Raw genomic sequence first — 24,686 nt, forward strand, 5'->3', positions numbered from 1 at the left:
ATTAGCTATTAATTGCTTATTTTTACAACAGGTGTAGAATACTTGAGTAAAACAGTCGGGTATTTAGTTGACTATTTTATAAGGTTATGTAGAATTGCTAACGATTCGATAGGGGCACACAATGAAACTGACTTCAAAAGGGCGTTACGCCGTAACTGCTATGTTAGATGTAGCAATACATGCAGTAACTGGACCCGTACCTTTAGCCGATATTTCAGAGCGACAGGGGATCTCGTTGTCATATTTAGAACAACTATTCTCTCGCTTAAGAAAATATGGCTTAGTAAATAGTATTAGAGGTCCTGGCGGAGGTTATCGCTTAGGGATGTGTTCTGCAAAAATTTCGATTGCTGATGTTATCAATGCTGTTGATGAATCTATTAAAGCGACGAGATGTGACGGTAAAGGTAATTGCCAAAACGGTGACGAATGCTTAACCCATACATTGTGGGAAGGTTTAAGTGACCGAATCGAAGATTTTTTAAAAAACATAACGTTGGCCGAACTTGTCGAGCAACGCAATGTGAAATTAGTGTCTAGACGACAAGACAAAGCGCATGCGCGAGCAAACAAAGTTATGCCGTCATTAGAAACATTAATTAAAACCAAGAATATTATGCACGACATGCACTAAATGCGTGTTGTCAAACTGGAGAACGTTAGCGAATGAAGCTTCCTATTTATTTTGATTACTCAGCTACAACACCTGTAGATAAACGTGTTGCAGAAAAAATGATGCAGTATATGACTACTGACGGTTTTTACGGTAACCCTGCATCTCGTTCACACAAATTTGGCTGGCAAGCTGAAGAAGCGGTTGATATTGCACGAAATCAAGTCGCAGAGCTTCTTAATGCCGACCCTCGTGAGATTGTTTTTACCTCAGGAGCTACCGAGTCAAATAACTTAGCCATTAAAGGCGCTGCCAACTTTTATCGTAAAAAAGGTAAGCACGTTATCACTTGTAAAACAGAGCATAAGGCTGTTTTAGATACTTGTCGCGAACTAGAGCGCCAAGGCTTTGAGGTGACTTATTTAGATCCTGAGAGCAATGGCTTGATTGACCTTGATAAATTAGCAGCAGCTATGCGTGATGACACTGTATTAGTTAGCATCATGCATGTTAATAACGAAATTGGTGTTATTCAAGATGTTGCTGCAATCGGCGAAATGTGTCGTGCACGTAAAATTGTTTTCCATGTTGATGGCGCACAAAGTGTTGGCAAAATCGAAGTAGACATGGAAAAGTTGAAAATTGATTTAATGTCAATTTCAGCACATAAATTCTATGGTCCAAAAGGTATGGGCGCTATGTATGTGCGTCGTAAGCCTCGTATTCGTCTTGAAGCTCAAATGCATGGCGGCGGACACGAACGCGGTATGCGTAGTGGAACATTACCAACGCATCAAATCGTTGGTTTAGGTGAAGCTTGTCGCATTGCCAAAGAAGAAATTACTCAAGACATCGCTCACGTAACTGAAATGCGCGATCGTTTATGGGCTGGCTTGAACACCATGGAACAAGTTTTTGTTAACGGAGATTTTGATAATCGCTATCCGGGTAACTTAAACGTAAGTTTTAATTTTGTTGAAGGTGAGTCTTTGATTATGGCGCTTAAAGATTTAGCGGTTTCTTCTGGCTCTGCATGTACTTCAGCTAGTTTAGAGCCTTCGTATGTTCTACGTGCTTTAGGTTTAAATGACGAAATGGCACATAGTTCAATTCGTTTTAGCTTTGGCCGTTTTACCACGACTGAAGAAGTAGACTACGCGATTACACTTATTCAAAAATCAATTGGGCATTTACGTGATATGTCACCACTTTGGGAAATGTTCCAAGACGGTATTGATCTAGACTCAATTGAATGGGCTGCTCACTAAGCATCCCCACTAAAAATTTTACTGATGAGCGGGCATTTTGTTTCGTTCATCGTTATTAGGAGAGAAATCATGGCTTATTCAGAAAAAGTAATTGATCACTATGAAAACCCACGTAATGTTGGCTCAATGGATAAAAATGATCCACAAGTAGCAACAGGAATGGTTGGCGCACCGGCATGTGGTGACGTAATGAAGTTACAATTAAAAATCAACGCTGACGGTATTATCGAAGACGCTAAGTTTAAAACTTATGGTTGTGGTTCTGCGATTGCCTCAAGTTCATTAGTGACTGAATGGGTAAAAGGTAAGTCAATCGACGAAGCAGGGAAAATTAAAAATACTGCTATTGCCGAAGAGCTTGCTTTACCGCCTGTAAAAATTCATTGCTCTATTTTAGCTGAAGATGCTATCAAAGCAGCGATTGAAGATTACCGCAGTAAAACTGCTTAAACATCGGAGTTATTTATGAGTGTTACAATGACGAAAGACGCAGCAGACCGTGTTCAGTCATTTATTACCAATCGAGGCAAAGGTCTCGGTTTACGTCTTGGTATTAAAACAACGGGATGTTCTGGTTTAGCTTATGTGATGGAATTTGTTGATGAGTTAAATGAAGATGATACGTTGTTTTCAATCTCTGATGTGAATATCATTATCGATGGAAAAAGTTTAGTTTACCTTGATGGTATTGAAGTTGATTTTGTTAAGGAAGGTCTAAACGAAGGTTTTAAATTCACAAACCCGAATGCCAAAGGCGAGTGTGGTTGTGGTGAAAGCTTTAACGTTTAATACCAAGTCTCTAAGCCTTTTAAATATTGCTGAGTAGCAAGTAACTTAGTCGCAGTGGTATATATTTTGTGAACGACTTAATGTTAAGTCGTTCGCTGGAGTTTTTGTGAATTATTTTCAGATTTTCGGTTTTACAGAGCAATATGAACTCGATGTTCATAAATTAGCTGATATTTACCAAACACTACAAAAAAAAGTACATCCAGACAAGTTCGCTCATGCTTCTAGTCAAGAGCAATTAGTCGCGGTTAAAAGATCAACCTTAATTAATGATGCCTATCAAACACTAAAACACCCCTTGAAACGTGCACAATATCTATTAACATTGCGAGAAAGTGATCAGCCAAATGAACAAGCTTCATTTAGTGATAACAGTTTTTTAATGCGCCAAATGGAATTACATGAAATGCTTGACGATGTTAAGCATGCTGACGACCATGAAGCTGCCATTCTAAATTATGCTGCAGTATTAAATACCGGCTTTGAAGAACTCGCTTTAGAGATGCATACCTTGCTTGATGAAAACTCCATCCAGTCAAACTTATTGGCAGGTGATAAATTACGAAAGTTAAAGTTTTATCAAAAGTTACGCGTCGATCTCGATAAATTAGAAGATCAACTTTTCAATGACGACTGATCGTTAGTTCATATGAATTTTAGTTTAATAAAATAACAGCAAATCGATGTTTTTTTATTTACAATGAAATATCATACCGCCCGTTAATCGTAATCGAATATAAAAGAGTCTAAAAATGGCGTTATTACAAATAGCTGAACCTGGCCAAAGCACGGTTCCTCATGAACATCGCCTCGCCGCAGGTATTGATTTAGGTACAACTAACTCTCTTATCGCCAGCGTTAAAAGTGGTTTATCTGAAACCTTAGTTGATGGCGAAGGTCGAGATATATTACCCTCAGTGGTGAGTTACCAAGCGAATGAAGTATTAGTAGGTCATGCCGCTAAAGCACATTCGGTGAGTGATCCAGAAAATACTATTGTTTCAGCTAAGCGCCTTATTGGTCGTTCATTAGCTGATATTCGTAAAAAATACCCTTCACTGCCATATTCTTTTTCAGGTGATGAAAGTCATCCAAGCATCACTACACGTACTGGTGAAGTAAACCCAGTGCAAGTATCGGCAGAGATATTAAAAAGTTTAAAACAACGTGCAGAACATGCATTAGGTGGTGAGTTGACCGGTGTTGTTATCACCGTGCCTGCTTACTTTGATGATGCCCAGCGCCACAGCACCAAAGATGCGGCAAAACTTGCTGATCTAAAAGTTTTACGTTTACTTAATGAGCCTACAGCCGCTGCGGTCGCTTATGGTTTAGACAGTGGCAAAGAAGGTATTATTGCTGTTTATGATTTAGGCGGTGGTACCTTTGATATTTCAGTATTACGTCTCAATAAAGGTGTCTTTGAAGTATTAGCGACCGGTGGTGATTCAGCGCTAGGTGGTGATGACTTTGACAATCTTCTTGTTGACCACATTATCGAACAGACGGGTTTGCAACGACCATTGTCAGCAACCATAGAGCGTCAATTGTTACAGCAAGCCTGTTACGTCAAAGAACAACTGACAGAAAATGAAGTTATTAGTTTCTCATTAACGCTAGAAAATGGTGATGAAAAACATGGCGAAGTTAATCGTGTGATGTTTGAGTCTTTAATCAATACTCTAGTAACTAAAACATTACGTGCTTGTCGACGCGCATTAAAAGATGCCGATATTAGCGTTGATGAAGTCATTGAAGTGGTGATGGTTGGTGGTTCAACGCGTGTTCCTATGGTTCGCCAACAGGTTGAAAAATATTTTAATCGCTTACCATTAACGTCTATTGATCCCGATAAAGTGGTTGCCATTGGCGCTGCGATTCAAGCCGATATTTTGGCGGGTAATAAGCCCGACAGCGATATTTTGTTACTTGATGTTATTCCTCTATCACTCGGCCTAGAAACGATGGGCGGATTGGTTGAAAAAGTTATTCCTAGAAATACGACAATTCCCGTTGCTAAAGCACAAGAGTTTACGACCTTTAAAGATGGGCAAACGGCAATGGCTGTTCACGTGTTGCAAGGTGAGCGTGAGCTTGTTGAAGATTGTCGTTCGTTAGCTCGATTTGAATTGCGTGGCATTCCAGCGATGACTGCCGGTGCTGCTCACATTCGTGTTACCTTTAAAGTTGACGCTGACGGTTTATTAGAAGTGTCAGCCATGGAAAAGTCAACAGGGATCGAAACAGGTATCACGGTCAAGCCCTCTTTTGGTTTAGAAGAGCAAGAAATCACTCAAATGCTCAGAGATTCAATGAGCAATGCTCAGCAAGATATACAAGCGCGTATGTTGAAAGAACAACAAGTTGAAGCCTCACGAGTTATTGAATCAGTACAATCGGCACTGATTAATGACAGCGCATTACTAAATCATGACGAAATTACCACAATAAATAACGCAATAACCGCTTTAGCGAAGATTGCCCAAAGCACGGTTGCCGATGACATTGAAGCAGCTATTGAAATATTAAATGAAAGTACCGCTATTTTTGCTGAACGTCGTATGGATTCTTCGATAAAAACAGCACTAGCAGGACATTCAGTAGACGAAGTTTAAAAACTTTTAGGAGCTAAGAAAATGGCGAAAATTATATTCCTTCCTAACGAAGACTTATGCCCAGATGGTGCAGTGGTTGAGGCAGAAAAGGGCGAAAGTGTACTTAACGTTGCACTGCGTAATGATATTGGCGTTGAGCATGCTTGTGAAAAAGTATGTGCTTGTACCACTTGTCATATGATCATACGTGAAGGTTTTGATTCAATTGCAGAAAGTGATGAACTTGAAGATGACATGCTAGATAGAGCTTGGGGATTAGAACCTGAATCTCGTTTAGGCTGTCAAGCGCTGGTTGGCGATGAAGACTTAGTTGTTGAAATCCCAAAATATACGGTCAATATGGTTTCAGAAAACCACTAGTCATTTTTTGTCAATTTGATAGATAGGGCAGTAACATGTTAATGTTACTGCCCTTTTTTGTTGTAGCACCGCTAGAACTATTTTTTTAGAGGAGGGCTTTAGTCAACCTTTCCGTACGGCTAAATCAACTGTATTACTTAGATAAATAGACAGGACATTAAAAATTTGCTCTACTCACCATGAATATTTATGTGTTGTAATCGCTTAATAATAGTGAATATATTTTAAAAATAACTTTAGGCATAATGAATTTGTCCGAACTATCTAAATCAGAAACGATAAAAAGCTTAACCATCACTAATCAGTTTGCGACTGATATATTATTATTAAATACCCCAAGTGAAATTTGGCAATATTTAGCTCAAAATATTGTCGAAAAATTAGGTTTTGAAGATGCCGTTATTTACACCTTAGATTCAGGGGGGATGACGCTAAGTCGAATGTCGGGCTTTGACAAAAAAAAATCCTTCAATGATGGTGTAATCACGACTAGTTCCATAAGAGATACTTCGTCTAATTCTATGACCATACCTTTTAATGAAGGCGTTATAGGGAAAGTTGCTGCGACCAAACAACCAATATTGGTAAAAGATACCCGTGAGTTTGAAAGCTATATTGTTGAGGATGAAACGACCTTATCTGAGTTAGCAGTTCCTATTTTATTTAAGCAGCAATTATTAGGTGTTATTGATTCGGAACATGCCAGTGTTAATTTTTACACTGAGTTTCATCTGAAAACACTCACTGCGTTAGCAACAATTACCGCAATGAAAATTTCACAAATTATAAAGGTCGATGGCCTAGAAGAGGTAATAGAAAACTTAGAGTATGCTAATAAAATTCAAGATGCACTGTTTGAAATAGCAGAAATTATCTTTAAAACTAAAAATATTGATGAGTTTTATCAATATTTACACCAGTGTATTGGCAGACTGACCTTGGCGAAAAATTTTTTTGTTGCGCTATTAAAAGATGATGGGCAAACAATAGATTTTCCTTATGCTATTGATGAGTTTGATGATAGATCAACGTTTACTAGTATTAACATCGATCCTAATTTTTTAAGTATTACTGGTTATGCGTTAGCTAAAGACCAGCCTTTTTTATTATATGAAGCAGATATTCAAAAGATGCTTGATGAAAAAGCCATTTATATTCGTGGTAACATCCCCAAAGCTTGGTTAGGAGTGCCTTTTGGTAGTGGGATAAATAAAGGCATAGTTGTCGTACAAAGTTATAGTACTGAATTCTTATTTCAAGAAAAAGACAAACAATTGTTAATGTTTGTGGCTAAGCATATCAATAATGCCATCGAAAGAATGGAAGCCAAACAAAAGTTACAATTTTTAGCCTTACATGATCCTTTAACCAATTTACCGAACCGTTCGCTATTCAAAGACAGAACCCAACACGCATTTTTACATTGCCAGAATAATCGCCAAGACAATATAGCGATATTATTTATTGATGTAGACAGGTTTAAGCAAATTAATGATACCTATGGTCATCACGTTGGCGACAAATTACTGATTGGTATAGCGCATGCAATAATGACTAGGTTGAGAAATACGGATACGTTAGCTCGCTTAGGCGGCGATGAATTTGCCATACTACTTGATGGAAAAATTGATTATGAGACTATCTGTCGTATAACTGAAAGTATTCTTGTTGCTACGGCTTCTGCCTTCAATATCGACGGTTTGAATATCTTTAGCAGTGTTAGTATCGGTATAGCGACTTATAACAATTCGAGTGAAAGCGCAGAACAATTATTGATTGATGCCGATCATGCTATGTATCAAGCTAAGTTAAAAGGGCGTAATCAGTATGTTTTCTTCGAAGCGCTCGAAGAACAAAATAAATCAACCAATGTCAAAGTTGAGTATGATTTTGATAATGCGGTAAAAAATTCAGAGTTTATTGGTAATTACCAACCCTTGATTGATTTTGACAGTGGCAAGGTTATTGGTGCTGAAATACTCGTACGTTGGCAGCATCCTAAATTAGGGCTTTTGTATCCCGATTTTTTTATTCCAATTTTAGAAAAATCAGGTCAGATAGTACAGCTTGATCTGTATATGCTCAAGCTTGCGGTCAGTAAATTAAATCTATGGGCTGACTGGTTACCAAAACAATTTAAGTTGAGTGTTAACGTTTCAACATCAGGATTTGCATCTAAAGACTTTATTGGCTATTTACAAGACCAGCACCTAAAATCTGCAGATATTACTGATCGGTTATGTGTAGAAATCACTGAAGAAAGCCTTATCCTAAACGTTGACGCGGTCAAAAACCATTTAGACATTTTGAAAAGTATTAATATCCCAGTCGCCTTAGATGATTTTGGAACCGGCTTTTCATCGCTAAGTTATTTACACCAATTTTCTTTAGACTTTTTAAAAATAGATAAAAGCTTTGTTGACGACTTAAATGCAGTCAATAGTAAGGTCTTGATACTGGAAGCTGTGGTTAATTTAGCTAAATCGTTAAAGATTAAAACTACCGCAGAGGGAATTGAAACTGCGGAACAATATCAGAAGCTTAAAGAAATTGGTTGCGATTTAGGGCAAGGATATCATATTGCTAAGCCATTACTTGAGAGCGACTTTAAACGCTTCTTCTTAAACAGAGTAAGCTAAGGTTTATGTGCTAATCATCATCCACTAGTTAAACGATGTTAAGCCATAAAAGAAAGTTTGTTGTTAAATTAAAATACCCTAATTTTAAACCTCTTTGCAATTATAAATAATTTATAAAAAGATTAAAGCGCCGAGTTCTTTCAATAGATACCGTTAAATAGGAAATAATATGAGTGATTTACCCTCGGCGGCTGATAAAGCAGCGGCTAAAGAAAAAAAACATATTGAACGCCAAAAGAAAATTAAAGCCAGCGTTGATCAACGAATTGCTCAAGCAACAGAAGAACGCGGTGTTTTTGTAGTAATAACGGGTAATGGCAAAGGTAAAAGTACCTCTGGTTTTGGTACGGTATTGCGTGCTATTGGTCACGGCCAAAAAGCTGGCGTGGTGCAGTTTATTAAAGGCACTCAATGGGAATGTGGCGAGATGAATATTCTCAAGCAATTTGCTGTTAAGCACCATGTTATGGGAACCGGCTTTACCTGGGAAACACAAAGTACCGAAACTGATGTAGCAGCAGCAAAAGTCGCTTGGCAAAAAAGTAAAGAAATGTTGAGTGATGAAACGCTTGATATTGTTTTACTTGATGAAATGACCTACATGGTGACTTATGGCTATATTGAACTAGACGAAGTTATTGAGGCATTGAATAATAGACCTAAAATGCAGCATGTACTTATTACCGGACGTGCTTGCCATCGCCGTTTAATCGAGTTGGCTGATACCGTATCTGAAGTTCAACCAATTAAACACGCTTTTAAAGCTGGCGTTAAAGCACAAAAAGGACTTGACTGGTAAAGTAGGTAATCTACTAAAATCACGGGTTTCGTTATATTATCGACTCAATTAGAAGCTATATGGAAACAATGAATCACGCTTTAGCGACTTAATCTGTTCACGAAACCCCTGTAGTATTATTAACAGTAAACTAAATAGTAATATGCTAATGAACATCGAAATTAACATCAAAAACACCACAAAGCACTATGGCTGGGTCAGTATCTTTTTACACTGGTTCGTTGCGTTAACCGTTATTGGACTCTTTGCTTTAGGCTACTGGATGGTTGATCTCGATTATTACAATCCTTGGAATAAACAAGGGCCTGATCTTCATAAAAGTATTGGTATACTTTTATTCTTTGTAATGATTTTTCGTTTGATTTGGCGCAGCGCTCAGATAAAACCAAAAGCGCTTAAAACACATAGCGATACAGAAAAAAAACTTGGACATTTTATGCATTTATTTTTGTATACTGCACTGTTTATTTTAATGATCTGTGGTTATTTAATTTCTACGGCTGATGGACGTGCAATCGAAGTTTTTCAGTTGATATCAATAATGAGTTTTGGTGAGCTGTTTACTAATCAAGAAGATATTGCCGGTGCGGTGCATAAATATCTTGCTTACCTATTGATGTGTTCTGTTGTTTTACATGCATTAGCGGCGCTAAAGCATCATTTTATCGATAAAGATAACACCTTAACAAGAATGCTTGGTTATCAGCGTTTAAACAATAAATAGACTTTATTCATACGATTAAATAAAAAAGGACTCACATGAAAAAATTATTACTTGCCTCAATATTGCCAACGCTACTTATGACATCTGCTTTCACTCCAACAGTTAATGCAGCAGACTACATCGTAGATTACAAAGGCGCGCATGCCTCCGTTAACTTCAAAATTAAGCATTTGGGTTACAGTTGGTTAACGGGACGTTTTGATAAATTTAGTGGCAGTTTTAGTTATGATGCAGCTGATTTATCTACGGCTAAAATTGAAATGTTGGTGGATAGCACTAGCTTAAATACTAACCATGGCGAACGTGATAAGCATGTTCGTAGTGATGACTTTCTTGATGTGGATAAGTTTGGTAGTGCAAAATTCGTTAGCACTAGCATTACTGATAATGGTCAAAATAAATTAGCAATTAACGGCACTTTAACCTTACACGGTGTTAGTAAAGCCATTATTATTGACGCGATAAAAATTGGTGAGGGTAAAGATCCTTGGGGTGGTTACCGTGTTGGCTTTAGTGGAACAACAAAAATTGGTTTAGCTGATTTTGGTATTCCAGACACGTTAGGACCTGCTTCATCACATGTTGAATTAGAGCTGCATATTGAAGGTATAAAGAAGTAATAAGTGATTGTCTGGCTTACCAAGCCGGTTAATGTCGATTCATATCGTCCCAGTCTCTACTGATAAACTAAAGCCAGCACTGATGCTGGCTTTTTTATAACAATATCTTTATTTTAGAGGCGGAACTGTGAGAAATAGTCGTCGTCTAACGGTGTTATCTCATTAAGTCTGGTTTAGCTCTATGGGTAAACATTATATAAATTTAGCTAAAATTACGTTTAGCTGTTAGAATTCGCGCGAATTTTTTAATGGCTGATTATTCGGCACTCACATTCAATTAAGGTGCTTTTATGTCTAAATTTTTTTATCGCGGTACTCCTGATGTTATGGGCACTCACGGCAGTGCAGGTTATAAACCTAATCGCGGCGTTAAGCTCGGTAGTGCAGCAAAACCATTAATGCTCGTTGTTGCATCAAAAGAAAGGCAGCAAGAAGTTATCGCTATTGTTACTGAGCACAATTTTATTGCTAACATTGAAATTAATACTGATGTAAAAGAAAATATTGTTGAGCTAGAAGCGGCATTAAATGTCCCTAAAACACAGCGTTTTGATAAAACACCGAACAGAAACGATCCTTGTTCTTGTGGAAGTACTAAAAAATATAAAAAATGCTGTGGATAAATAAGTCATAGTTTTAATAAAAAAGGCTGAGAAATTATTTCTCGGCCTTTTTTATTAAAGCAATTATGGTAAAAAGAGTAAAATTGACAGATACTTACCCCTCAGTTGTTGTTAATAGGAGAGGATCATTAAGTGAAAAAAATCAGCTTAACGCAAGATGAAAATTTATCATTTAAAGTTAGCCAGCAATTATCACCACAAGAATCACAACGTTTTGATCTTTATTTTTCTATTCCCGAAGAAATGGGCATTAATGCTATTACCCTCAGTGAAGATAATTACTTTCACAGCAGTATCCGAAGCCATAGTGCTTACTTTTCTCGCCAAGTGCATTTACCTTTAGTTCGTAGCCGATTTATAAGTCAAAAAAAGGGTGATCAGGGCGACTATCGCAGTAACTTAAATTTATTTTCTTATCAATTTAGGGTCGCACTCGAAACAGATATCAAGCAAGCCCTACAAGAAAAAGATATTGAAATTTTTTATCAATATGCACTTGAATTGGTTGATCAAACACAAAGCTTGTTAAAAAAACTGCGCCGCTATACCCCTTTAGATCAAAAACTAAGTTCTTACTTTGAAAATGTAGATAATTATTTAAGCTGGTACACCGAACAGTCATTTCTTAATTTGCTTGCCAATGGACCAAAAAGCTCAGAGCATTCAGAAACCCGAGAGGTGTTGTTTGCCTTGTGTCGCCAAGAAAATAATTACCGAACAGAGCGCCAGTATAATTCAAAAATTACGCTAGCAGACCCAAATCGTATCACTAACAAAATGCGCTTGTTGCAGCGATTAAGTGAATTTGGTGTGGTCTTTAAAAGAACCACTCATGACCTAGACAATAATCTAAGACGCTTAGTTCGTGGTAGTATTACCGCTGTCGTTATGGCGTTCGTGATGTCAATTGTGCTCAACGCTCGCTCAGCATTTAACGAAGTAACTTTAGTACTGATCACTTTTTTAGGGGTGATTTATGGTGTCCGTGAAATATTTAAGGATGATCTCACACGCTATCTTTGGCGAAAAATTCAGCGAGGACGCCCTAAGTGGCAGCATGTATTTACCGATAGTATGTCTAAAAATAAAATGTCTATGCAAACCCTATGGCTTGATTATATTAAGAACAAAGACTTACCTGATATTGTTAATAAACATTTTCAACAACGCCGTCAACAAAACAAGCAAGCGGCACAACTCTTACATTTTCGCTGTAATTCAAAAGTTATTGCTAAAGAGTTTATCCCTGGCTTTAAAGAGATTCAGCACCAGATGTTTTTTAATTTAACACCTTTTGTGCGTTTTTTGAAAAAAGGAGAAGGGCGTTTATATGCTCTTGATGGCAGCAAGATATCTAATCAAGGTGTTGAACGACGTTATCAGATAAATTTAGCGGTCGTGCAAGAGCAAAAAATACCGGGTAATAAAACTAAACAATACATTCAGCGTTTTAAAATAACAATGAATCGTTCGAAAATCATTAACATCGAAGGGATGAAATCAGAACAAAATTTTGAAGGAAATCCACTTTAGTATAAGTTGGCCAGTTTATTTGCAAATATATTATTTGTCGTTGAACTGGCCGTAATAAAATTAGCGGTTAATCAATCGCTAAACTATCGAATTATCGGCCTTATAAACATCAAAATCAATCGTCTCTATTTTAACGGTTCTAAGCATGCCGCCAATACCAACAAAGGCAATAACTTGAAAGTAGATACTGTTAATAATAATCTCCATATAACCTAGTTGATAAACATCAACTGCTGTATTTGCCATTAAAAATAAGCTTAAGAAAATACTCACTGAGCCCATTGATTGCAAAGCAAATTGAGTTTGACTACTTCTATCCTTCACGGCTTGGTGGGGATCTAAACGTTTGCCTGTAAGGTGCCAAACGGCTAAACCAATAAAGAGTGCATGTACCAAACTCAGTGTTACTATTTTAATTATGAAGTCGCTGGTAATCGCAAAATTATGAATATATAAATCAAATAAAATATACGAAAATAATAACACCGCAGCTGAAATAATCAATAAAGGTGAAACATAATTGAACAAGTGACGTGGGGTCAAATCTGCGGTACGACTGGTACGCTTATTGGCTTTTCTCATCAGTTTAAATTGTTTACACCCAGAGACTTCTAACAACATATAGGGGATAAACTGCACCATACCAAACATTAAGGGCAATCCTTCTGCAAATTTCTGCTTATCACTATAATCTTTTGACATCAAAACATAGAACCCCAGTAATATCAGACCAATAACCAGTATTATTTGATTAAGTAATCGATAACGAACCTTAGCTACGTTAACCTGTTCAGTTGACTCAGGGTAAAGTTTTGGATAACTCTCCGGCGGAAATTTTTTTAAAACCCCATCAATTTTTTTAATTATTTGCTTAGGGTAATAGTATGAAATGAGTATAATTTGGCTTAAAAATAATGTGTAAAATAAAATGTTAATAGACATCTTCTGCTCCTTAATTGTTTTTACTGTTCATTGCACTACTAAAAGCAATACGTATTTCTGAGTCGGTTACCCCTGCCGTTTTACAGGCAGAAATAGCATTATCTAACTGTGCTAAAACATCAGCATTTAAATCCATCTTACTATTTACGATTGCATCAGGGTGAACAAAGGTACCTCGATAACCTTTGCTTTGAATGACTAAGTCTCGTTCTAATAATTTGTAAGCTTTAGCAACAGTTTTACTGTTGAGCTCTAAATCATTAGCCAATTGTCTAATCGAAGGAAGTGGGTCTCCCGGTCTAACCTTATCGCTAATAACCGCTGATTTTATTTGTTCAACGAGTTGTGTAAATAACGGCATCGGATCTTCTATATTAATGGTAATTTCCATATTTCTTTGTCTGCTCCAGTTGTTCCGTGTGTGGTAATGGTACAACTATAACCTCGATCAAGGCAAGTAAAAATAGTTTGTTTTTTGAACTATTGAGGTGTTAAGAAAAGTGTTTGTGATTTATTTTAATAAAATCAATTTCTTGCGTGGATGTGTGGGTACAGAGGTCGTATACAATAAAGCCTGAATATTTCGGTGATATCAGTGATATCGAGATATTCAGGCTTAAGGTTATTTACAAAGGGGATTACTTAACTTCTTCTCCTGCGGCTTGTTTATCAGCATGGTAGCTTGAACGCACTAAAGGCCCACAGGCTGCATGGTTAAAGCCCATCTTAATCGCTTCAGCTTGATACATATCGAAAACATCAGGGTGAACGTAGCGTTCTACCGGTAAATGATGTTTACTCGGCTGTAAATACTGACCAATGGTAAGCATAGTCACGCCATGGCTTCGGAGGTCGCGCATAACTTGTAAAATTTCTTCGTCTGTTTCACCTAAGCCAACCATTAAACCTGACTTTGTCGGTACTGCAGGATTGGCTTCACCAAATTTTTTCAGTAAATCTAACGACCATTGGTAGTTAGCGCCTGGACGCGCTTTGGTATAAAGACGCGGTGCGGTTTCTAAATTATGATTAAAGACATGTGGCGGATTAGCATTTAAAATTTCTAAGGCACGGTCCATGCGACCACGAAAATCAGGGACTAAAATCTCAACTTTAGTATTTGGTGCATGTATGGCTATTTCACTAATACAATCAGCAAACTGTTGAGCGCCACCATCACGTAAATCATCACGGTCAACCGAAGTGATCACCACGTATTTCAGTTTCATATCTTTAAGTGTTAGTGCTAACTTTTTAGCCTCATCAACTTTAGGGGCTAAAGGACGACCGTGGCCAACATCACAAAAAGGGCAACGGCGTGTACAGATATCACCTAAGATCATAAAAGTGGCGGTACCGTGGTTAAAACACTCGGATAAGTTTGGGCAAGAAGCCTCTTCACAGACTGAATGTAAGTCATGTTTACGAAGCGCTGCTTTTATACTGTCAATCCGTTCTGTCGTACGAGGTAGTTTAATACGTAACCATTTAGGCTTTCTAAGCATGGTTTCACGCTCTGAGGGCACAATTTGAATAGGGATATGCGCCATTTTTTCTGCATCACGCATTTTTGTGCCAGGGATAACTCGAGTTGTTTTAGTGGTCATTCATTTCGTCCCAACCAGTTTTATAACTGATATTATTGGTATTTAATAATTTAGCGAGGTGTTTTACTAAGGATTCACCTGCTTGAGCAGTATCTGTTAATTGACTGATATCGGCTGTTTGCACCATTTCTAGTCCTTGATAACCACAAGGATTTATCCGAAGAAAGGGCGATAAGTCCATATTTACATTCAGTGCCAAACCGTGAAAAGAGCAACCTTTACGCACTCGTAAACCTAACGATGCAATTTTCTTTTCGCCAACATAAACCCCTGGTGCGTCAGGTCTAGCTTTGGCGATAATGTTAAAATCAGCTAATGCGGCAATTAAGCCATTTTCAAGTAGCGTTACTAAATCACGCACGCCCATTTTTCGGCGACGTAAATTGATCATAAAGTAGATAACTTGTTGACCAGGGCCGTGATAAGTCACTTGTCCGCCACGATCTACTTTTACTACTTCTATATCACCCGGCATTAGCAAGTGTTCTTCTTTACCTGCTTGCCCTTGTGTGAAAACGGCTGGATGCTCGACTAACCAAAGTTCATCTTGAGTGTCTTCGTTACGATCATCGGTAAATTTTTGCATCCCTTGCCAAACCTTGGTGTAGTCCATAGTGGCAAGTTGTCGAATGATTAACGAATTTTTCAAGTTTATACTTCACTTAATTCTATTGATGCCGATTATATCCAAATAATAATAGGAATACACCGGACAAATACTAAGGTTATTATCGCTACGCTAAAGCGTAATTTTTTTAAAGAACGTAGCGGACGATATCAATAGCCGTTAATTCTGTATAAATTGTTTCTATATGCTCTTTACTGGTAACCGTCACCGCAATTGAAAGCGAATGGTAAGTCCCTTTCGAACTGGCTTTAATTTTAGGAGAGTAATCACCGGGTGCATGCTTTTGTAGTTCATTAATCACTAAATCAGGTAATTCGTCGCAAGCAACGCCCATAACTTTAAAGTTAAGTACGGTCGGAAATTCTAATAATTCATCAAACTTGGTTTTCATTTTCTCTCTCTAAATAGTACTTGGTCAATAGTCAATCTGTGGGTATTTTATCATTAATCAAATAAAATGTGATCATTGTATTTACCGCTTTTATTATTAATCACAATTTTGTCTTAATAATAAAAAACTCGGCATGAGCCGAGTTTAAAATTACAAGGTTTTTTATTTGCTAACTAGTTCACAAATTGTAGTTTCACATAGTCGACTAACTTGCTAAACATGCCGCCTTCATTAACTTCTTGCAAAGTTACTAACGGGTATTCTGCGATGTCTTCACCGTCTAAGCGTAAAAATAGTTTACCAACAACGGTTCCCTTGGCTAACGGCGCTTTTAATTGTTGGTCAAGTTCAATACTGGCGGCTAAATTTTTACGTTGACCACGCGGGACTGTAATAGGGGTATCGAGTAAAATACCCAAGTCGACTTCTTTTACATCGCCCATCCAAACACGATTGGTAGCAAACTTATCACCCGCTTTATAAGGGGTATAGGTTTCGAAGAAACGAAAGCCATAATTAAGTAACTTTTTACTCTCAACTTTTCTTGCTCGTTCGCTTTCCGTACCCATAACAACACTGACTAAGCGCATTCCACCTTTAGTAGCGGATGAAACTAAACTGTAACCTGCCTGAGCGGTATGACCGGTTTTTAAACCGTCAACATTCATGCTTTTATCCCATAATAAATTATTACGGTTGTATTGTTTAATATTGTTATAACTAAAGACTTTTTGGCTGTAAATTTTATATTCTTCAGGTACATCTCGAATAAGTGCCATTGCTAGTGTTGCCATATCACGAGGTGTTGTCTTGTGTTCTTGGCTGTCTAAACCGTGACTGTTTTCAAAGTAACTACTACTCATCCCTAGTTGTGCGGCATGACCATTCATTAACTGAGCAAATGCACCTTCGCTACCGGCAATATGTTCAGCCATAGCAACACAAGCATCATTACCTGAAGCGACAATAATCCCTTGATTTAATAACTCTACAGAAACTTCGGTACCAACTTCAATAAACATAAGCGATGAACCAGGGAAGTTCTTTGCCCAAGCTTTTTCACTGACTTTGACTAAGTCAGTGTTGTTGATATTACCACTTGCTAATTCTTTACCTATGATATAACTGGTCATCATCTTTGTTAAGCTGGCTGGCGCTAACAAAGCATCGGCATTACTCTCTGCAAGAACTTTACCGGTATTGAAGTCAATAAGTATATGACCTTTTGCTTTAACTTCTGGTGGTGATGGAATAATGGTTAACGCTTGGGAAAAAGATGAAAAAGTTAAAGAAATTGCGCCTAAAAGGCAGAGAAGTTTTGTTGAGGTTTTAGCCGTTTTTTTAGCTAATGGGTAAGTCATAATATTCCTACGAAACTGAATGATAAAAGAAGAATTTTTCAGCAGTATACCATCTTTGTTACTGATTGCTATGGTGCTATCGTGGCAAATTGTTACGAATGATTACTTCAGACTGAATGCTTTTGGATAACCTGATTTTTTTAAACTGGTCAATAGGGTGTTTAACGCCTCTTCATCGTTGATTGGGCCGATTTGTACACGAAAAAGGCCATCGTTCATTGGGATTATGGTATTTATTTGATATAAATTCTCTAGGGCTTGGGCTGTTTTATTGGCAAGTACTTCATTCTTAGTGGCGAAAACTTGAATATATTTACGTTGTTCGCTATCTGTAGGTAAGTTATTTTCAGTCAGTTTTTGTTTTATCTCAGTAACAGCAAAATCAGTAATGGCAGTGATCGTGACATTAGCCACGCCTGTTTTCATCATACCTAGTTTATAAGCCGCGCTGTAAGATAAATCAATAATACGGTTTTGATGAAATGGTCCGCGGTCATTTACTCTAACAATTACTGATTGACTATTGGCGTTGTTAGTTACTTTTAAGTAAGTGGGTAGGGGTAAATTTTTATGAGCCGCACTCATAGCGTACATATTATAAATTTCACCATTTGAGGTTAAATGACCATGGAATTTTTCGCCATACCAAGAAGCAATACCCGTTTGGCTAAAATTTTCAGAACTTTTTAATACTGAATAAGTTTTACCACGCACCTGATATTGGCTTTTATTCCCCCCTCTACTATGGGGCTCTGCTCTTGGCGTAATATTAATAAGCTCACTTGCCGTAGGCGCTCGGCTGGGCATACTATCTTTGTGTTGTTGATAGCGTCCGGTATTGACACTGCAGGCAGAAATCGAGACTAAAAGCGTCATCATTAATAGTTGTATTTTCACTGGCAGATTCTTTTTATGTTGTTAATCAATTTAATCAATTTAAGCAATAAAACGCTTATGGGTGCTAATCGCCATCAGCATGCCAAAACCTGCAAGTAATGTCACCATTGATGTTCCGCCGTAACTGACTAAGGGCAAAGGAACGCCAACAACAGGCAATAAGCCTGACACCATACCTATGTTCACAAAGACATAAACGAAAAAGGTTAAAGTTATACTACCGGCTAATAGTTTTGTGAAGGCATGGTCGGCATGGACAGCAATCCATAAGCCTCGCATCACTATCATTAAATAGACACTGAGCAGTACTGCGACACCTACAAAGCCAAATTCTTCACTAAACACCGCAAAAATAAAGTCGGTATGGCGTTCAGGTAAAAATTCCAGTTGTGACTGTGTACCTTGTAACCAACCTTTGCCATGCAAACCACCTGAACCAATGGCTATTTTTGATTGAATAATATGATATCCAGAGCCAAGTGGGTCTTGCTCTGGGTCAAGAAAAGTTAATACACGCTGCTTCTGATAGGGCTTCATCAAAAACATCCAAAGAACGGGTGCAAATGCCGATGCTAAGCCAATACAAGCGATAATTAGCTTCCAGCTTGCTCCGGCAAGAAAAATCACAAAAATACCTGAACTGGCGATTAACAGTGACGTACCTAAATCAGGTTGCTTAGCAATTAATAAGGTTGGCAATAACACTAAAATAAATGCAATGGTGATGGTAGATATTTTAGCGGGTAAGTCATATTGGCTAACGTACCAAGCGATCATAATGGGGACAATCAGTTTCATTATTTCAGAAGGCTGAAATTTCATAAAACCCAAGTCTAACCAACGCTGTGCGCCTTTACCTATATGACCGAATAAGAGTACGGCGATTAAGAGCAGCAAACCTAAAATAAATACGGGTACCGCCCATTTTTGATAGGAAAGGGGCGGGATTTGAGCAACGGCGAACATCACCAATAATGCTATACCTAAGCGGGTTATTTGACGGTAAACAATGGCTGCTTCTTGACCACCTGCACTATAAACAATAAATAGCCCTAAGGTCATTAATGCTAAAATACCCAACAAAAGAGGCAAGTCAATATGAATTCTTTGCCAGAAACTTCGCTGTTTTTGTTGGTCATGACCAATATTACGCACTAGTTACGTCCTGTGTTTTTGTCAACACCATAAACATTATTGTGTTGTGGATGCTTACTTTTATCGGTACTAATAATGACTCTATCACCAAAATATTGATCCATAACTTGGCGTGCTACCGGCGCAGCATTAAAACCACCACCACCTTCCAAAACATTTTCAACGACAACCGCAACCACTATTTCTGGATTCTCATAAGGAGCAAAAGCCACAAACATAGCATTGTTTCGCTGCTTTTCTTTAGTGGCTTCTGCATCATATTTCTCATCTTGTTTTTTTGCAATAAGTTGTGCTGTACCCGACTTTCCTGCGGCGTCATAGCGAGCACCTTTAAATGCAGGATATTTCTTTTGTGCCGTGTTATGCATAGCATCAAGCACTAAACTCCAGTGCTTACTGTCTTTTAAAACAATAGGGGGTTTATCATCATATTCTGCCATTTTAGTGACCATTTTATTGATAATATTAACATTACCCTCAGTCTCAGCGGTGGTGATTTCCTCATTGATTTTAACTTCTTCCGCGACTAACTCTGCAGTAGCACGTAAAAAATGTGGGATTTTTATGTCGCCTTTATTCGTTAAAATAGAAAAAGCTTGAGCTAGCTGTAACGGTGTTACTGTCCAGTAGCCTTGACCAATACCAACAGCGATTGTATCGCCGGTATACCAAGGTTTATTGTATCGACTACGCTTGGTTTCTCTACCAGGCAAAATAGCGCGTTTATCTTCCCAGATATCAACACCCGTAAGATCGCCAAAACCAAATTTTTCCATCATGTCGGTAATCGTATCAATATCTAATTGATACGCTAAATTATAAAAGAAAACATTACATGAGTGTTCAATGGCTTGATTAAGATCTACCCAGCCATGGCCGGGGGCCCACCAATCGCGGTATTTACGTTCAAGACCTTTTAGCTGAAACCAGCCAGGGTCGTAGAAGCGTGATTCATTGGTAATTACACCTGCTTCTAATCCTGTTAATCCGAGCAAAGGTTTGACTGTCGAGGCGGGTGGGTAACCTTGTACACTTCGATTAAGTAATGGTCTGTCGTTTTTAGGATTAAGTAATTTACGATAGTTTTTACTACTAATGCCATGAACAAATAAGTTTCCATCATAACTTGGGTTTGAATACATGGCCAATATTTCACCACTTCGTGGATCAATTGCTACTACAGCGCCACGCTTGCCTGCTAAGGCACGTTTAGCAATCATTTGTAATTCAATATCAATACTCAGGGTTAAGTTTTTTCCTGATATTGGGGGCGCATAATCAAGCGTTCTTATAATGCGACCTTGATTATTTATTTCAACTTCTTGATGACCAATAGTGCCATGAAGTATATTTTCATAATATTTTTCTAAACCAAGCTTACCTATATTACGCGTTGCTGCATAATCTTCATCTAAATTTTCTTCGGCCAAACGAATTGAATCTTTAAGGTTAATGCGGGCAACATAACCCAAAGAGTGGGTCGTTAAATCACCAAATGGGTAATATCTTTTAAGACGAGCATCAATAAAAAAACCAGGGAATTTGTGTTGGTTGACAGAAAATAATGCAACTTGTTGTGCGCTTAACCGCGAGTGCAGTTCTACTGGTTTAAAGCGTCGTTTGCTTTTTAGTGCTTCAAAAAGTTTTTGCTGCTTTTCTTCACTGATATCAAGCAACTCACTGACTTCTACAATGTGTTTCTTCAAATCAACCGTTTGCTCAGCAATAACCTCAAGCGAATATACGGGTTTGTTATCAGCAAGTAGAATGCCATTACGATCGTAAATTAGTCCGCGATTAGGTGCAACTGGAAGGAGTTTTATTCGATTGGAATTAGAGCGAGTTTGATATTTTTCATAAGAATTAATTTCTAACTCGTAGATATTGCTAATTAAGGTTAACAATAAAGCGAGTATGCCGATAAAGGCAATAAATGTTCTGCGCGCAAATAAATTAGCTTCTGCCGAATGGTTTCGAATAGCAACACGTTTGTTCGATGCCATTATTACTCTCGGTGATACGGGTGATTATTGTTAATGCTCCAAGCTCGATACAGACTTTCAGCAACAACAATACGCACCATTGGATGTGGCAAGGTTAATGGCGATAAAGACCATTTTTGTTCTGAAGCTTTAATACAAGCGGGGGCTAAACCTTCGGGGCCACCAATAAGTAAAGCAACATCGCGGCTGTCTAATTGCCAACGCTTAAGTTGTTGGGCAAGCTGTGGTGTTGTCCACGGTTTACCTTCCACTTCAAGCGTAACAATACGGTTACCTTTTGGAATTGCGTTTAGTAATAATTCGCCTTCTTTTTCTAGAATGCGAGCTATATCGGCGTTTTTACCACGCTTACCTGGCGGGATTTCTACTAAATGAAACGACATGTCGCGCGGAAATCGACGACAATATTCGTTAAAGCCTTGAGTAACCCATGCTGGCATTTTATTGCCAACAGCATATAAGGTAAGTCGCATAATAGTTTAGTTAACCTTCACTATTAGCTTAGTTCCACAATTCTTCTAACTGGTAACGGTCACGAATTTCGTCTGTCATTACGTGAACAATTAAATTGCCTAAATCAACTAACGCCCATTCGCCAACATCATTACCTTCAATACCTAACGGCTCAATACCTTTAGCGCGGCATTCGATGGCAACTGATTGTGCAATAGATTTAACATGGCGATTCGAGTTACCTGAACAGACAACCATATAATCAGCAAAGCCTGATTTTTTTCCGATGTCTAAAGTCGTGATGTCACGACCTTTCATTTCTTCGATTTTTTCAATAACAAATGCGTTTAACGCTTCAACTTGCAAGGGAATTACTCTTAGTGTAAATAATAATGCGCTATAATATCATCATTTTTTCTGCAGGTTAACTAGCAAATTATTTTTGATAGAGTTTTTTTTCAATAATGTAATGATGTACGCATTCTGTTAAGTGATTATTGTGTTTATTATTGCTTAAAAGTTGTTGGCGTATTTCACTTGAAGAAATATTAAGCGACTGGTTTTGATGGAAAATAATGCCGCCGGCATCTTGTTGCTTTATTTCTGCTAGGTCATCTATTTGATGGTTTTTTAATAGTTCTTGGGTGGCGGTATTAATTTGATTTAATTGATAGCCAGGTCGAATATTGACGACAATATGGCATAGTGACAAAATAGTTTGCCATTGATGCCATAGGGTAAAGTTAAGGAACGAGTCCATACCTATGATAAAGAAAACCCGACTGTTGGGTTGTTCTTGTTTTATTTCACGTAGACTTGTTACGGTATAAGAAGCGCTATGTCGTTTTAGTTCGCGATTATCAAGCTTAAATAATGGCTGCTGTTGGCAAACAAGGTTCACCATAGCTGTTCGGTGCATAGCGCTGGCTGTTGTGGTGTTTTTATGAGGTGGCAAATGCGCAGGTAAAAAGAAGAGTTGTTCAACATTAAGCCATGCTGCTGTTTCTTTAGCTGTTTCAATATGACCATTATGAATAGGGTCAAACGTTCCCCCCATTATGGCAATATTTTTCTTAATTTCGCTTACTCGTTTAGCCGAATTCATAATCTAAATTGAATTTTTTGGTGGTTTGTCCGTGATAGAGACTTATACAAACATCTGCCAATAATATAAAAGGGTTAAAGTCACTACTGGTTTTACTGATCAAATCAGTTTGTGCTAAACGCGCTTGAGCTTGATAAATATTGTCACGACTAATATGGTTAAGGGCATACTGATACAGAGGTTTCTTTTTATCCCAAATCCGGTATTTTTTATAAATACTATCGATACTCTCACCTTGTTCAATTTGCTCTAGCATAGTTGATAATTGCGTTATCTCTTTGTGAATAAACCAAATAAGCTGACCGATTGCAGCCCCTTCGTGTTGCAGTTGATCTAACATGCCAATGCACTTTGGCAGGTCACCACTAAGTAAGGTATCAACCACCTGAAAAGGATTGAATTTTGCTTGTTTAATCAGTAATTTTTCTGCGTCTTCAGCAATAATTAGTTGTGTACCAAACAGCAATGAAAATTTTTGTAACTCTTGCTCTAAAGCCGGTAAGTTACCTTCAAAAAGCTCTATCATCAATGGGGTAACATCGTGATGAATATTTAATTTATGCTGTTTGATTTGTTGATTTAACCACTGTTGTAATTGACGACCTTCAATATCATAAAGGGGGACAAAACAACCTAACTGTTCTAATGATTTAAACCATTTTCGTTTTTGACCCGCACTGTCAATTTTAGGACCATGAAAGATTAGCTGTACATCAGGATGAAAGTTTTCACTGAGTTTAAGTAGTATTTTACTGCCGGCGTCAGCTATTTTTCCGGTGACTAGTTCTATTTCAATGATGCGCTGTGCTGAAAATAAGCTCATCGCTTGATACTCTTCAACCAAAAGGTTCCAGTCAAATTTATCGTCAGCACTAAAACGGATAACTTCACTAAATCCCTGTTGCTGACAGTGCTGTTTTATTGTGGTTAAGCTGTTGTTCTTTTGCCAAGGCTCATCACCAAAAACTAACCAAACAGGCTTTAAGCCCTGATTGAGGGTATTAGATAGCTGGTTATGATAGATCCGCATTAGATTTTAATCGTAGAGAGGTCGCGTAAGATTTTATTAGCCGCTTCTTTGCGCATTTCGCTTAACATTAATTCCAGTTCCCGACTTTTAGCAAGCGCAATATTGGGATCATCTTGATAATCGCGATTAAGTTCAAAAACAAAAGAGCGAACATCCTTTTGTGAAAGTACTAGCTGATATCTAACGGTATAAATCAATTCGTATTCTGCCACTTGCCCATTTGGAAATACGGATAAGGTGCGACGGTTTAGGCTGTCTTTTGAAAGTTTAAGTTGCGGGACATTCTCTGTAGCTTGGCTCAGCAACTTTATTTTATTTATCGTTAAGTGCTGCTTAACTTGGCGAGTAAGCTCCCCAAATTTATCAGCGGAACTTAAGTGCAAAGTTTGCAGTTGCGGCGATAATAAATAATCACCGCGTAAAGCAAAGCCACAGCTTGATAAAAACAAGGTGAATAACACCAAAGTAGCCGCGGCTACCCGTGTTTGGTGTTTTGTCGTTTTTTTGTGCATATGGCTCATTTTTATTACC

At 37.9% G+C, this 24,686-nt stretch carries 27 protein-coding genes; 13 read left to right on the top strand and 14 right to left on the bottom strand.

The window, feature by feature from the left end; genetic code table 11:
* Positions 1-121 precede the first annotated feature (121 nt).
* The 13 genes from iscR (at position 122) to H4J57_RS11285 (ending at position 12,583) form a co-directional block, all read left to right on the top strand.
* Complete coding sequence (iscR, locus tag H4J57_RS11225) at positions 122-634, top strand: Fe-S cluster assembly transcriptional regulator IscR (RefSeq protein WP_070376086.1); 513 nt, start codon at positions 122-124, stop codon at positions 632-634.
* Positions 635-666: 32 nt separating this feature from the next.
* The gene (locus H4J57_RS11230) at positions 667-1,881 is read left to right on the top strand and encodes an IscS subfamily cysteine desulfurase (protein ID WP_070376087.1); all 1,215 of its coding nucleotides are present in this window, start codon (positions 667-669) and stop codon (positions 1,879-1,881) included.
* Positions 1,882-1,950: 69 nt separating this feature from the next.
* Positions 1,951-2,331 carry a Fe-S cluster assembly scaffold IscU gene (iscU, locus tag H4J57_RS11235; RefSeq protein WP_070376088.1) on the top strand — a complete coding sequence of 127 codons (381 nt, stop codon included), beginning with the start codon at positions 1,951-1,953 and terminating at the stop codon, positions 2,329-2,331.
* Between the two features lie 15 nt (positions 2,332-2,346).
* Positions 2,347-2,670 (top strand): iron-sulfur cluster assembly protein IscA, encoded by a 324-nt coding sequence (gene iscA / locus H4J57_RS11240; protein ID WP_070376089.1) that lies wholly within the window; start codon positions 2,347-2,349, stop codon positions 2,668-2,670.
* A gap of 106 nt (positions 2,671-2,776) precedes the next feature.
* Positions 2,777-3,307 carry a co-chaperone HscB gene (gene hscB / locus H4J57_RS11245; RefSeq protein WP_182215029.1) on the top strand — a complete coding sequence of 177 codons (531 nt, stop codon included), beginning with the start codon at positions 2,777-2,779 and terminating at the stop codon, positions 3,305-3,307.
* Positions 3,308-3,422: 115 nt separating this feature from the next.
* Positions 3,423-5,285, top strand: a complete 1,863-nt coding sequence (gene hscA / locus H4J57_RS11250) for a Fe-S protein assembly chaperone HscA (protein ID WP_182215027.1) — start codon at positions 3,423-3,425, stop codon at positions 5,283-5,285.
* Positions 5,286-5,306: 21 nt separating this feature from the next.
* The gene (fdx, locus tag H4J57_RS11255; RefSeq protein WP_070376092.1) at positions 5,307-5,645 is read left to right on the top strand and encodes an ISC system 2Fe-2S type ferredoxin; all 339 of its coding nucleotides are present in this window, start codon (positions 5,307-5,309) and stop codon (positions 5,643-5,645) included.
* A gap of 251 nt (positions 5,646-5,896) precedes the next feature.
* Positions 5,897-8,284 (top strand): EAL domain-containing protein, encoded by a 2,388-nt coding sequence (locus tag H4J57_RS11260; RefSeq protein ID WP_182242962.1) that lies wholly within the window; start codon positions 5,897-5,899, stop codon positions 8,282-8,284.
* 169 nt (positions 8,285-8,453) lie between these two features.
* Positions 8,454-9,083 carry a cob(I)yrinic acid a,c-diamide adenosyltransferase gene (gene cobO / locus H4J57_RS11265; RefSeq protein WP_182222086.1) on the top strand — a complete coding sequence of 210 codons (630 nt, stop codon included), beginning with the start codon at positions 8,454-8,456 and terminating at the stop codon, positions 9,081-9,083.
* 160 nt (positions 9,084-9,243) lie between these two features.
* On the top strand, positions 9,244-9,807 hold the full coding sequence (locus H4J57_RS11270) for a cytochrome b (RefSeq protein WP_182215112.1): 564 nt from the start codon (positions 9,244-9,246) through the stop codon (positions 9,805-9,807).
* Positions 9,808-9,842: 35 nt separating this feature from the next.
* Positions 9,843-10,427: a YceI family protein gene (locus H4J57_RS11275; protein WP_182242963.1), complete on the top strand. Its 585-nt coding sequence runs from the start codon at positions 9,843-9,845 to the stop codon at positions 10,425-10,427.
* Between the two features lie 290 nt (positions 10,428-10,717).
* On the top strand, positions 10,718-11,050 hold the full coding sequence (locus H4J57_RS11280) for a PBPRA1643 family SWIM/SEC-C metal-binding motif protein (RefSeq protein ID WP_182215022.1): 333 nt from the start codon (positions 10,718-10,720) through the stop codon (positions 11,048-11,050).
* Between the two features lie 132 nt (positions 11,051-11,182).
* Positions 11,183-12,583 carry a hypothetical protein gene (locus H4J57_RS11285; RefSeq protein WP_070376097.1) on the top strand — a complete coding sequence of 467 codons (1,401 nt, stop codon included), beginning with the start codon at positions 11,183-11,185 and terminating at the stop codon, positions 12,581-12,583.
* A 78-nt stretch (positions 12,584-12,661) separates the two neighbouring features.
* On the opposite strand, the gene H4J57_RS11290 is transcribed toward H4J57_RS11285, so the two are convergent.
* From H4J57_RS11290 to lptE, 14 genes are all read right to left on the bottom strand, one after another.
* On the bottom strand, positions 12,662-13,525 hold the full coding sequence (locus H4J57_RS11290; RefSeq protein WP_182242965.1) for a hypothetical protein: 864 nt from the start codon (positions 13,523-13,525) through the stop codon (positions 12,662-12,664).
* A 10-nt stretch (positions 13,526-13,535) separates the two neighbouring features.
* A complete protein-coding gene (locus H4J57_RS11295; RefSeq protein ID WP_070376099.1) occupies positions 13,536-13,916 on the bottom strand; it encodes a GntR family transcriptional regulator in 381 nt (126 codons plus the stop codon).
* Positions 13,917-14,163: 247 nt separating this feature from the next.
* Positions 14,164-15,132, bottom strand: a complete 969-nt coding sequence (lipA, locus tag H4J57_RS11300) for a lipoyl synthase (RefSeq protein WP_182215017.1) — start codon at positions 15,130-15,132, stop codon at positions 14,164-14,166.
* Positions 15,122-15,745 carry a lipoyl(octanoyl) transferase LipB gene (lipB, locus tag H4J57_RS11305; protein WP_220463210.1) on the bottom strand — a complete coding sequence of 208 codons (624 nt, stop codon included), beginning with the start codon at positions 15,743-15,745 and terminating at the stop codon, positions 15,122-15,124. Before lipB ends, lipA begins: the two co-directional genes overlap by 11 nt.
* 142 nt (positions 15,746-15,887) lie before the next feature.
* On the bottom strand, positions 15,888-16,151 hold the full coding sequence (gene ybeD, locus H4J57_RS11310; RefSeq protein WP_070376102.1) for a DUF493 family protein YbeD: 264 nt from the start codon (positions 16,149-16,151) through the stop codon (positions 15,888-15,890).
* Positions 16,152-16,324: 173 nt separating this feature from the next.
* On the bottom strand, positions 16,325-17,512 hold the full coding sequence (locus H4J57_RS11315; RefSeq protein WP_182215016.1) for a serine hydrolase: 1,188 nt from the start codon (positions 17,510-17,512) through the stop codon (positions 16,325-16,327).
* A gap of 102 nt (positions 17,513-17,614) precedes the next feature.
* Positions 17,615-18,409, bottom strand: coding sequence for a septal ring lytic transglycosylase RlpA family protein (locus tag H4J57_RS11320; RefSeq protein WP_310733724.1), 795 nt, complete (start codon positions 18,407-18,409; stop codon positions 17,615-17,617).
* A gap of 39 nt (positions 18,410-18,448) precedes the next feature.
* Positions 18,449-19,564: a rod shape-determining protein RodA gene (rodA, locus tag H4J57_RS11325; protein WP_182242967.1), complete on the bottom strand. Its 1,116-nt coding sequence runs from the start codon at positions 19,562-19,564 to the stop codon at positions 18,449-18,451.
* Positions 19,564-21,567, bottom strand: a complete 2,004-nt coding sequence (mrdA, locus tag H4J57_RS11330; RefSeq protein ID WP_182215013.1) for a penicillin-binding protein 2 — start codon at positions 21,565-21,567, stop codon at positions 19,564-19,566. Before mrdA ends, rodA begins: the two co-directional genes overlap by 1 nt.
* A 2-nt stretch (positions 21,568-21,569) precedes the next feature.
* On the bottom strand, positions 21,570-22,040 hold the full coding sequence (rlmH, locus tag H4J57_RS11335; RefSeq protein ID WP_070376105.1) for a 23S rRNA (pseudouridine(1915)-N(3))-methyltransferase RlmH: 471 nt from the start codon (positions 22,038-22,040) through the stop codon (positions 21,570-21,572).
* Positions 22,041-22,068: 28 nt separating this feature from the next.
* Entirely contained in the window at positions 22,069-22,386 is a 318-nt protein-coding gene (rsfS, locus tag H4J57_RS11340; RefSeq protein WP_070376106.1) for a ribosome silencing factor, read from the bottom strand.
* A 70-nt stretch (positions 22,387-22,456) separates the two neighbouring features.
* A complete protein-coding gene (gene nadD / locus H4J57_RS11345; protein WP_182222093.1) occupies positions 22,457-23,125 on the bottom strand; it encodes a nicotinate-nucleotide adenylyltransferase in 669 nt (222 codons plus the stop codon).
* Positions 23,112-24,155, bottom strand: coding sequence for a DNA polymerase III subunit delta (holA, locus tag H4J57_RS11350; protein WP_182242969.1), 1,044 nt, complete (start codon positions 24,153-24,155; stop codon positions 23,112-23,114). The genes nadD and holA overlap by 14 nt, the downstream gene beginning before the upstream one ends.
* Positions 24,155-24,676 carry an LPS assembly lipoprotein LptE gene (lptE, locus tag H4J57_RS11355; RefSeq protein WP_259364662.1) on the bottom strand — a complete coding sequence of 174 codons (522 nt, stop codon included), beginning with the start codon at positions 24,674-24,676 and terminating at the stop codon, positions 24,155-24,157. The genes holA and lptE overlap by 1 nt, the downstream gene beginning before the upstream one ends.
* Between the last annotated feature and the right edge of the window lie 10 nt (positions 24,677-24,686).

The organism is Colwellia sp. BRX8-7 (assembly GCF_014077275.1).
GTDB lineage: Bacteria > Pseudomonadota > Gammaproteobacteria > Enterobacterales > Alteromonadaceae > Colwellia_A.

What these genes read in the sequence shown, in the direction of transcription:
- iscR (WP_070376086.1), top strand. Translation starts at nt 122, where the DNA reads ATGAAACTGACTTCAAAAGGGCGTTACGCCGTAACTGCTATGTTAGAT.
- H4J57_RS11230 (WP_070376087.1), top strand. Translation starts at nt 667, where the DNA reads ATGAAGCTTCCTATTTATTTTGATTACTCAGCTACAACACCTGTAGAT.
- iscU (WP_070376088.1), top strand. Translation starts at nt 1,951, where the DNA reads ATGGCTTATTCAGAAAAAGTAATTGATCACTATGAAAACCCACGTAAT.
- iscA (WP_070376089.1), top strand. Translation starts at nt 2,347, where the DNA reads ATGAGTGTTACAATGACGAAAGACGCAGCAGACCGTGTTCAGTCATTT.
- hscA (WP_182215027.1), top strand. Translation starts at nt 3,423, where the DNA reads ATGGCGTTATTACAAATAGCTGAACCTGGCCAAAGCACGGTTCCTCAT.
- fdx (WP_070376092.1), top strand. Translation starts at nt 5,307, where the DNA reads ATGGCGAAAATTATATTCCTTCCTAACGAAGACTTATGCCCAGATGGT.
- cobO (WP_182222086.1), top strand. Translation starts at nt 8,454, where the DNA reads ATGAGTGATTTACCCTCGGCGGCTGATAAAGCAGCGGCTAAAGAAAAA.
- H4J57_RS11275 (WP_182242963.1), top strand. Translation starts at nt 9,843, where the DNA reads ATGAAAAAATTATTACTTGCCTCAATATTGCCAACGCTACTTATGACA.
- H4J57_RS11280 (WP_182215022.1), top strand. Translation starts at nt 10,718, where the DNA reads ATGTCTAAATTTTTTTATCGCGGTACTCCTGATGTTATGGGCACTCAC.
- H4J57_RS11290 (WP_182242965.1), bottom strand. Translation starts at nt 13,525, where the DNA reads ATGTCTATTAACATTTTATTTTACACATTATTTTTAAGCCAAATTATA.
- H4J57_RS11295 (WP_070376099.1), bottom strand. Translation starts at nt 13,916, where the DNA reads ATGGAAATTACCATTAATATAGAAGATCCGATGCCGTTATTTACACAA.
- lipA (WP_182215017.1), bottom strand. Translation starts at nt 15,132, where the DNA reads ATGACCACTAAAACAACTCGAGTTATCCCTGGCACAAAAATGCGTGAT.
- lipB (WP_220463210.1), bottom strand. Translation starts at nt 15,745, where the DNA reads ATGGACTACACCAAGGTTTGGCAAGGGATGCAAAAATTTACCGATGAT.
- ybeD (WP_070376102.1), bottom strand. Translation starts at nt 16,151, where the DNA reads ATGAAAACCAAGTTTGATGAATTATTAGAATTTCCGACCGTACTTAAC.
- H4J57_RS11315 (WP_182215016.1), bottom strand. Translation starts at nt 17,512, where the DNA reads ATGACTTACCCATTAGCTAAAAAAACGGCTAAAACCTCAACAAAACTT.
- mrdA (WP_182215013.1), bottom strand. Translation starts at nt 21,567, where the DNA reads ATGGCATCGAACAAACGTGTTGCTATTCGAAACCATTCGGCAGAAGCT.
- rlmH (WP_070376105.1), bottom strand. Translation starts at nt 22,040, where the DNA reads ATGCGACTTACCTTATATGCTGTTGGCAATAAAATGCCAGCATGGGTT.
- nadD (WP_182222093.1), bottom strand. Translation starts at nt 23,125, where the DNA reads ATGAATTCGGCTAAACGAGTAAGCGAAATTAAGAAAAATATTGCCATA.
- holA (WP_182242969.1), bottom strand. Translation starts at nt 24,155, where the DNA reads ATGCGGATCTATCATAACCAGCTATCTAATACCCTCAATCAGGGCTTA.
- lptE (WP_259364662.1), bottom strand. Translation starts at nt 24,676, where the DNA reads ATGAGCCATATGCACAAAAAAACGACAAAACACCAAACACGGGTAGCC.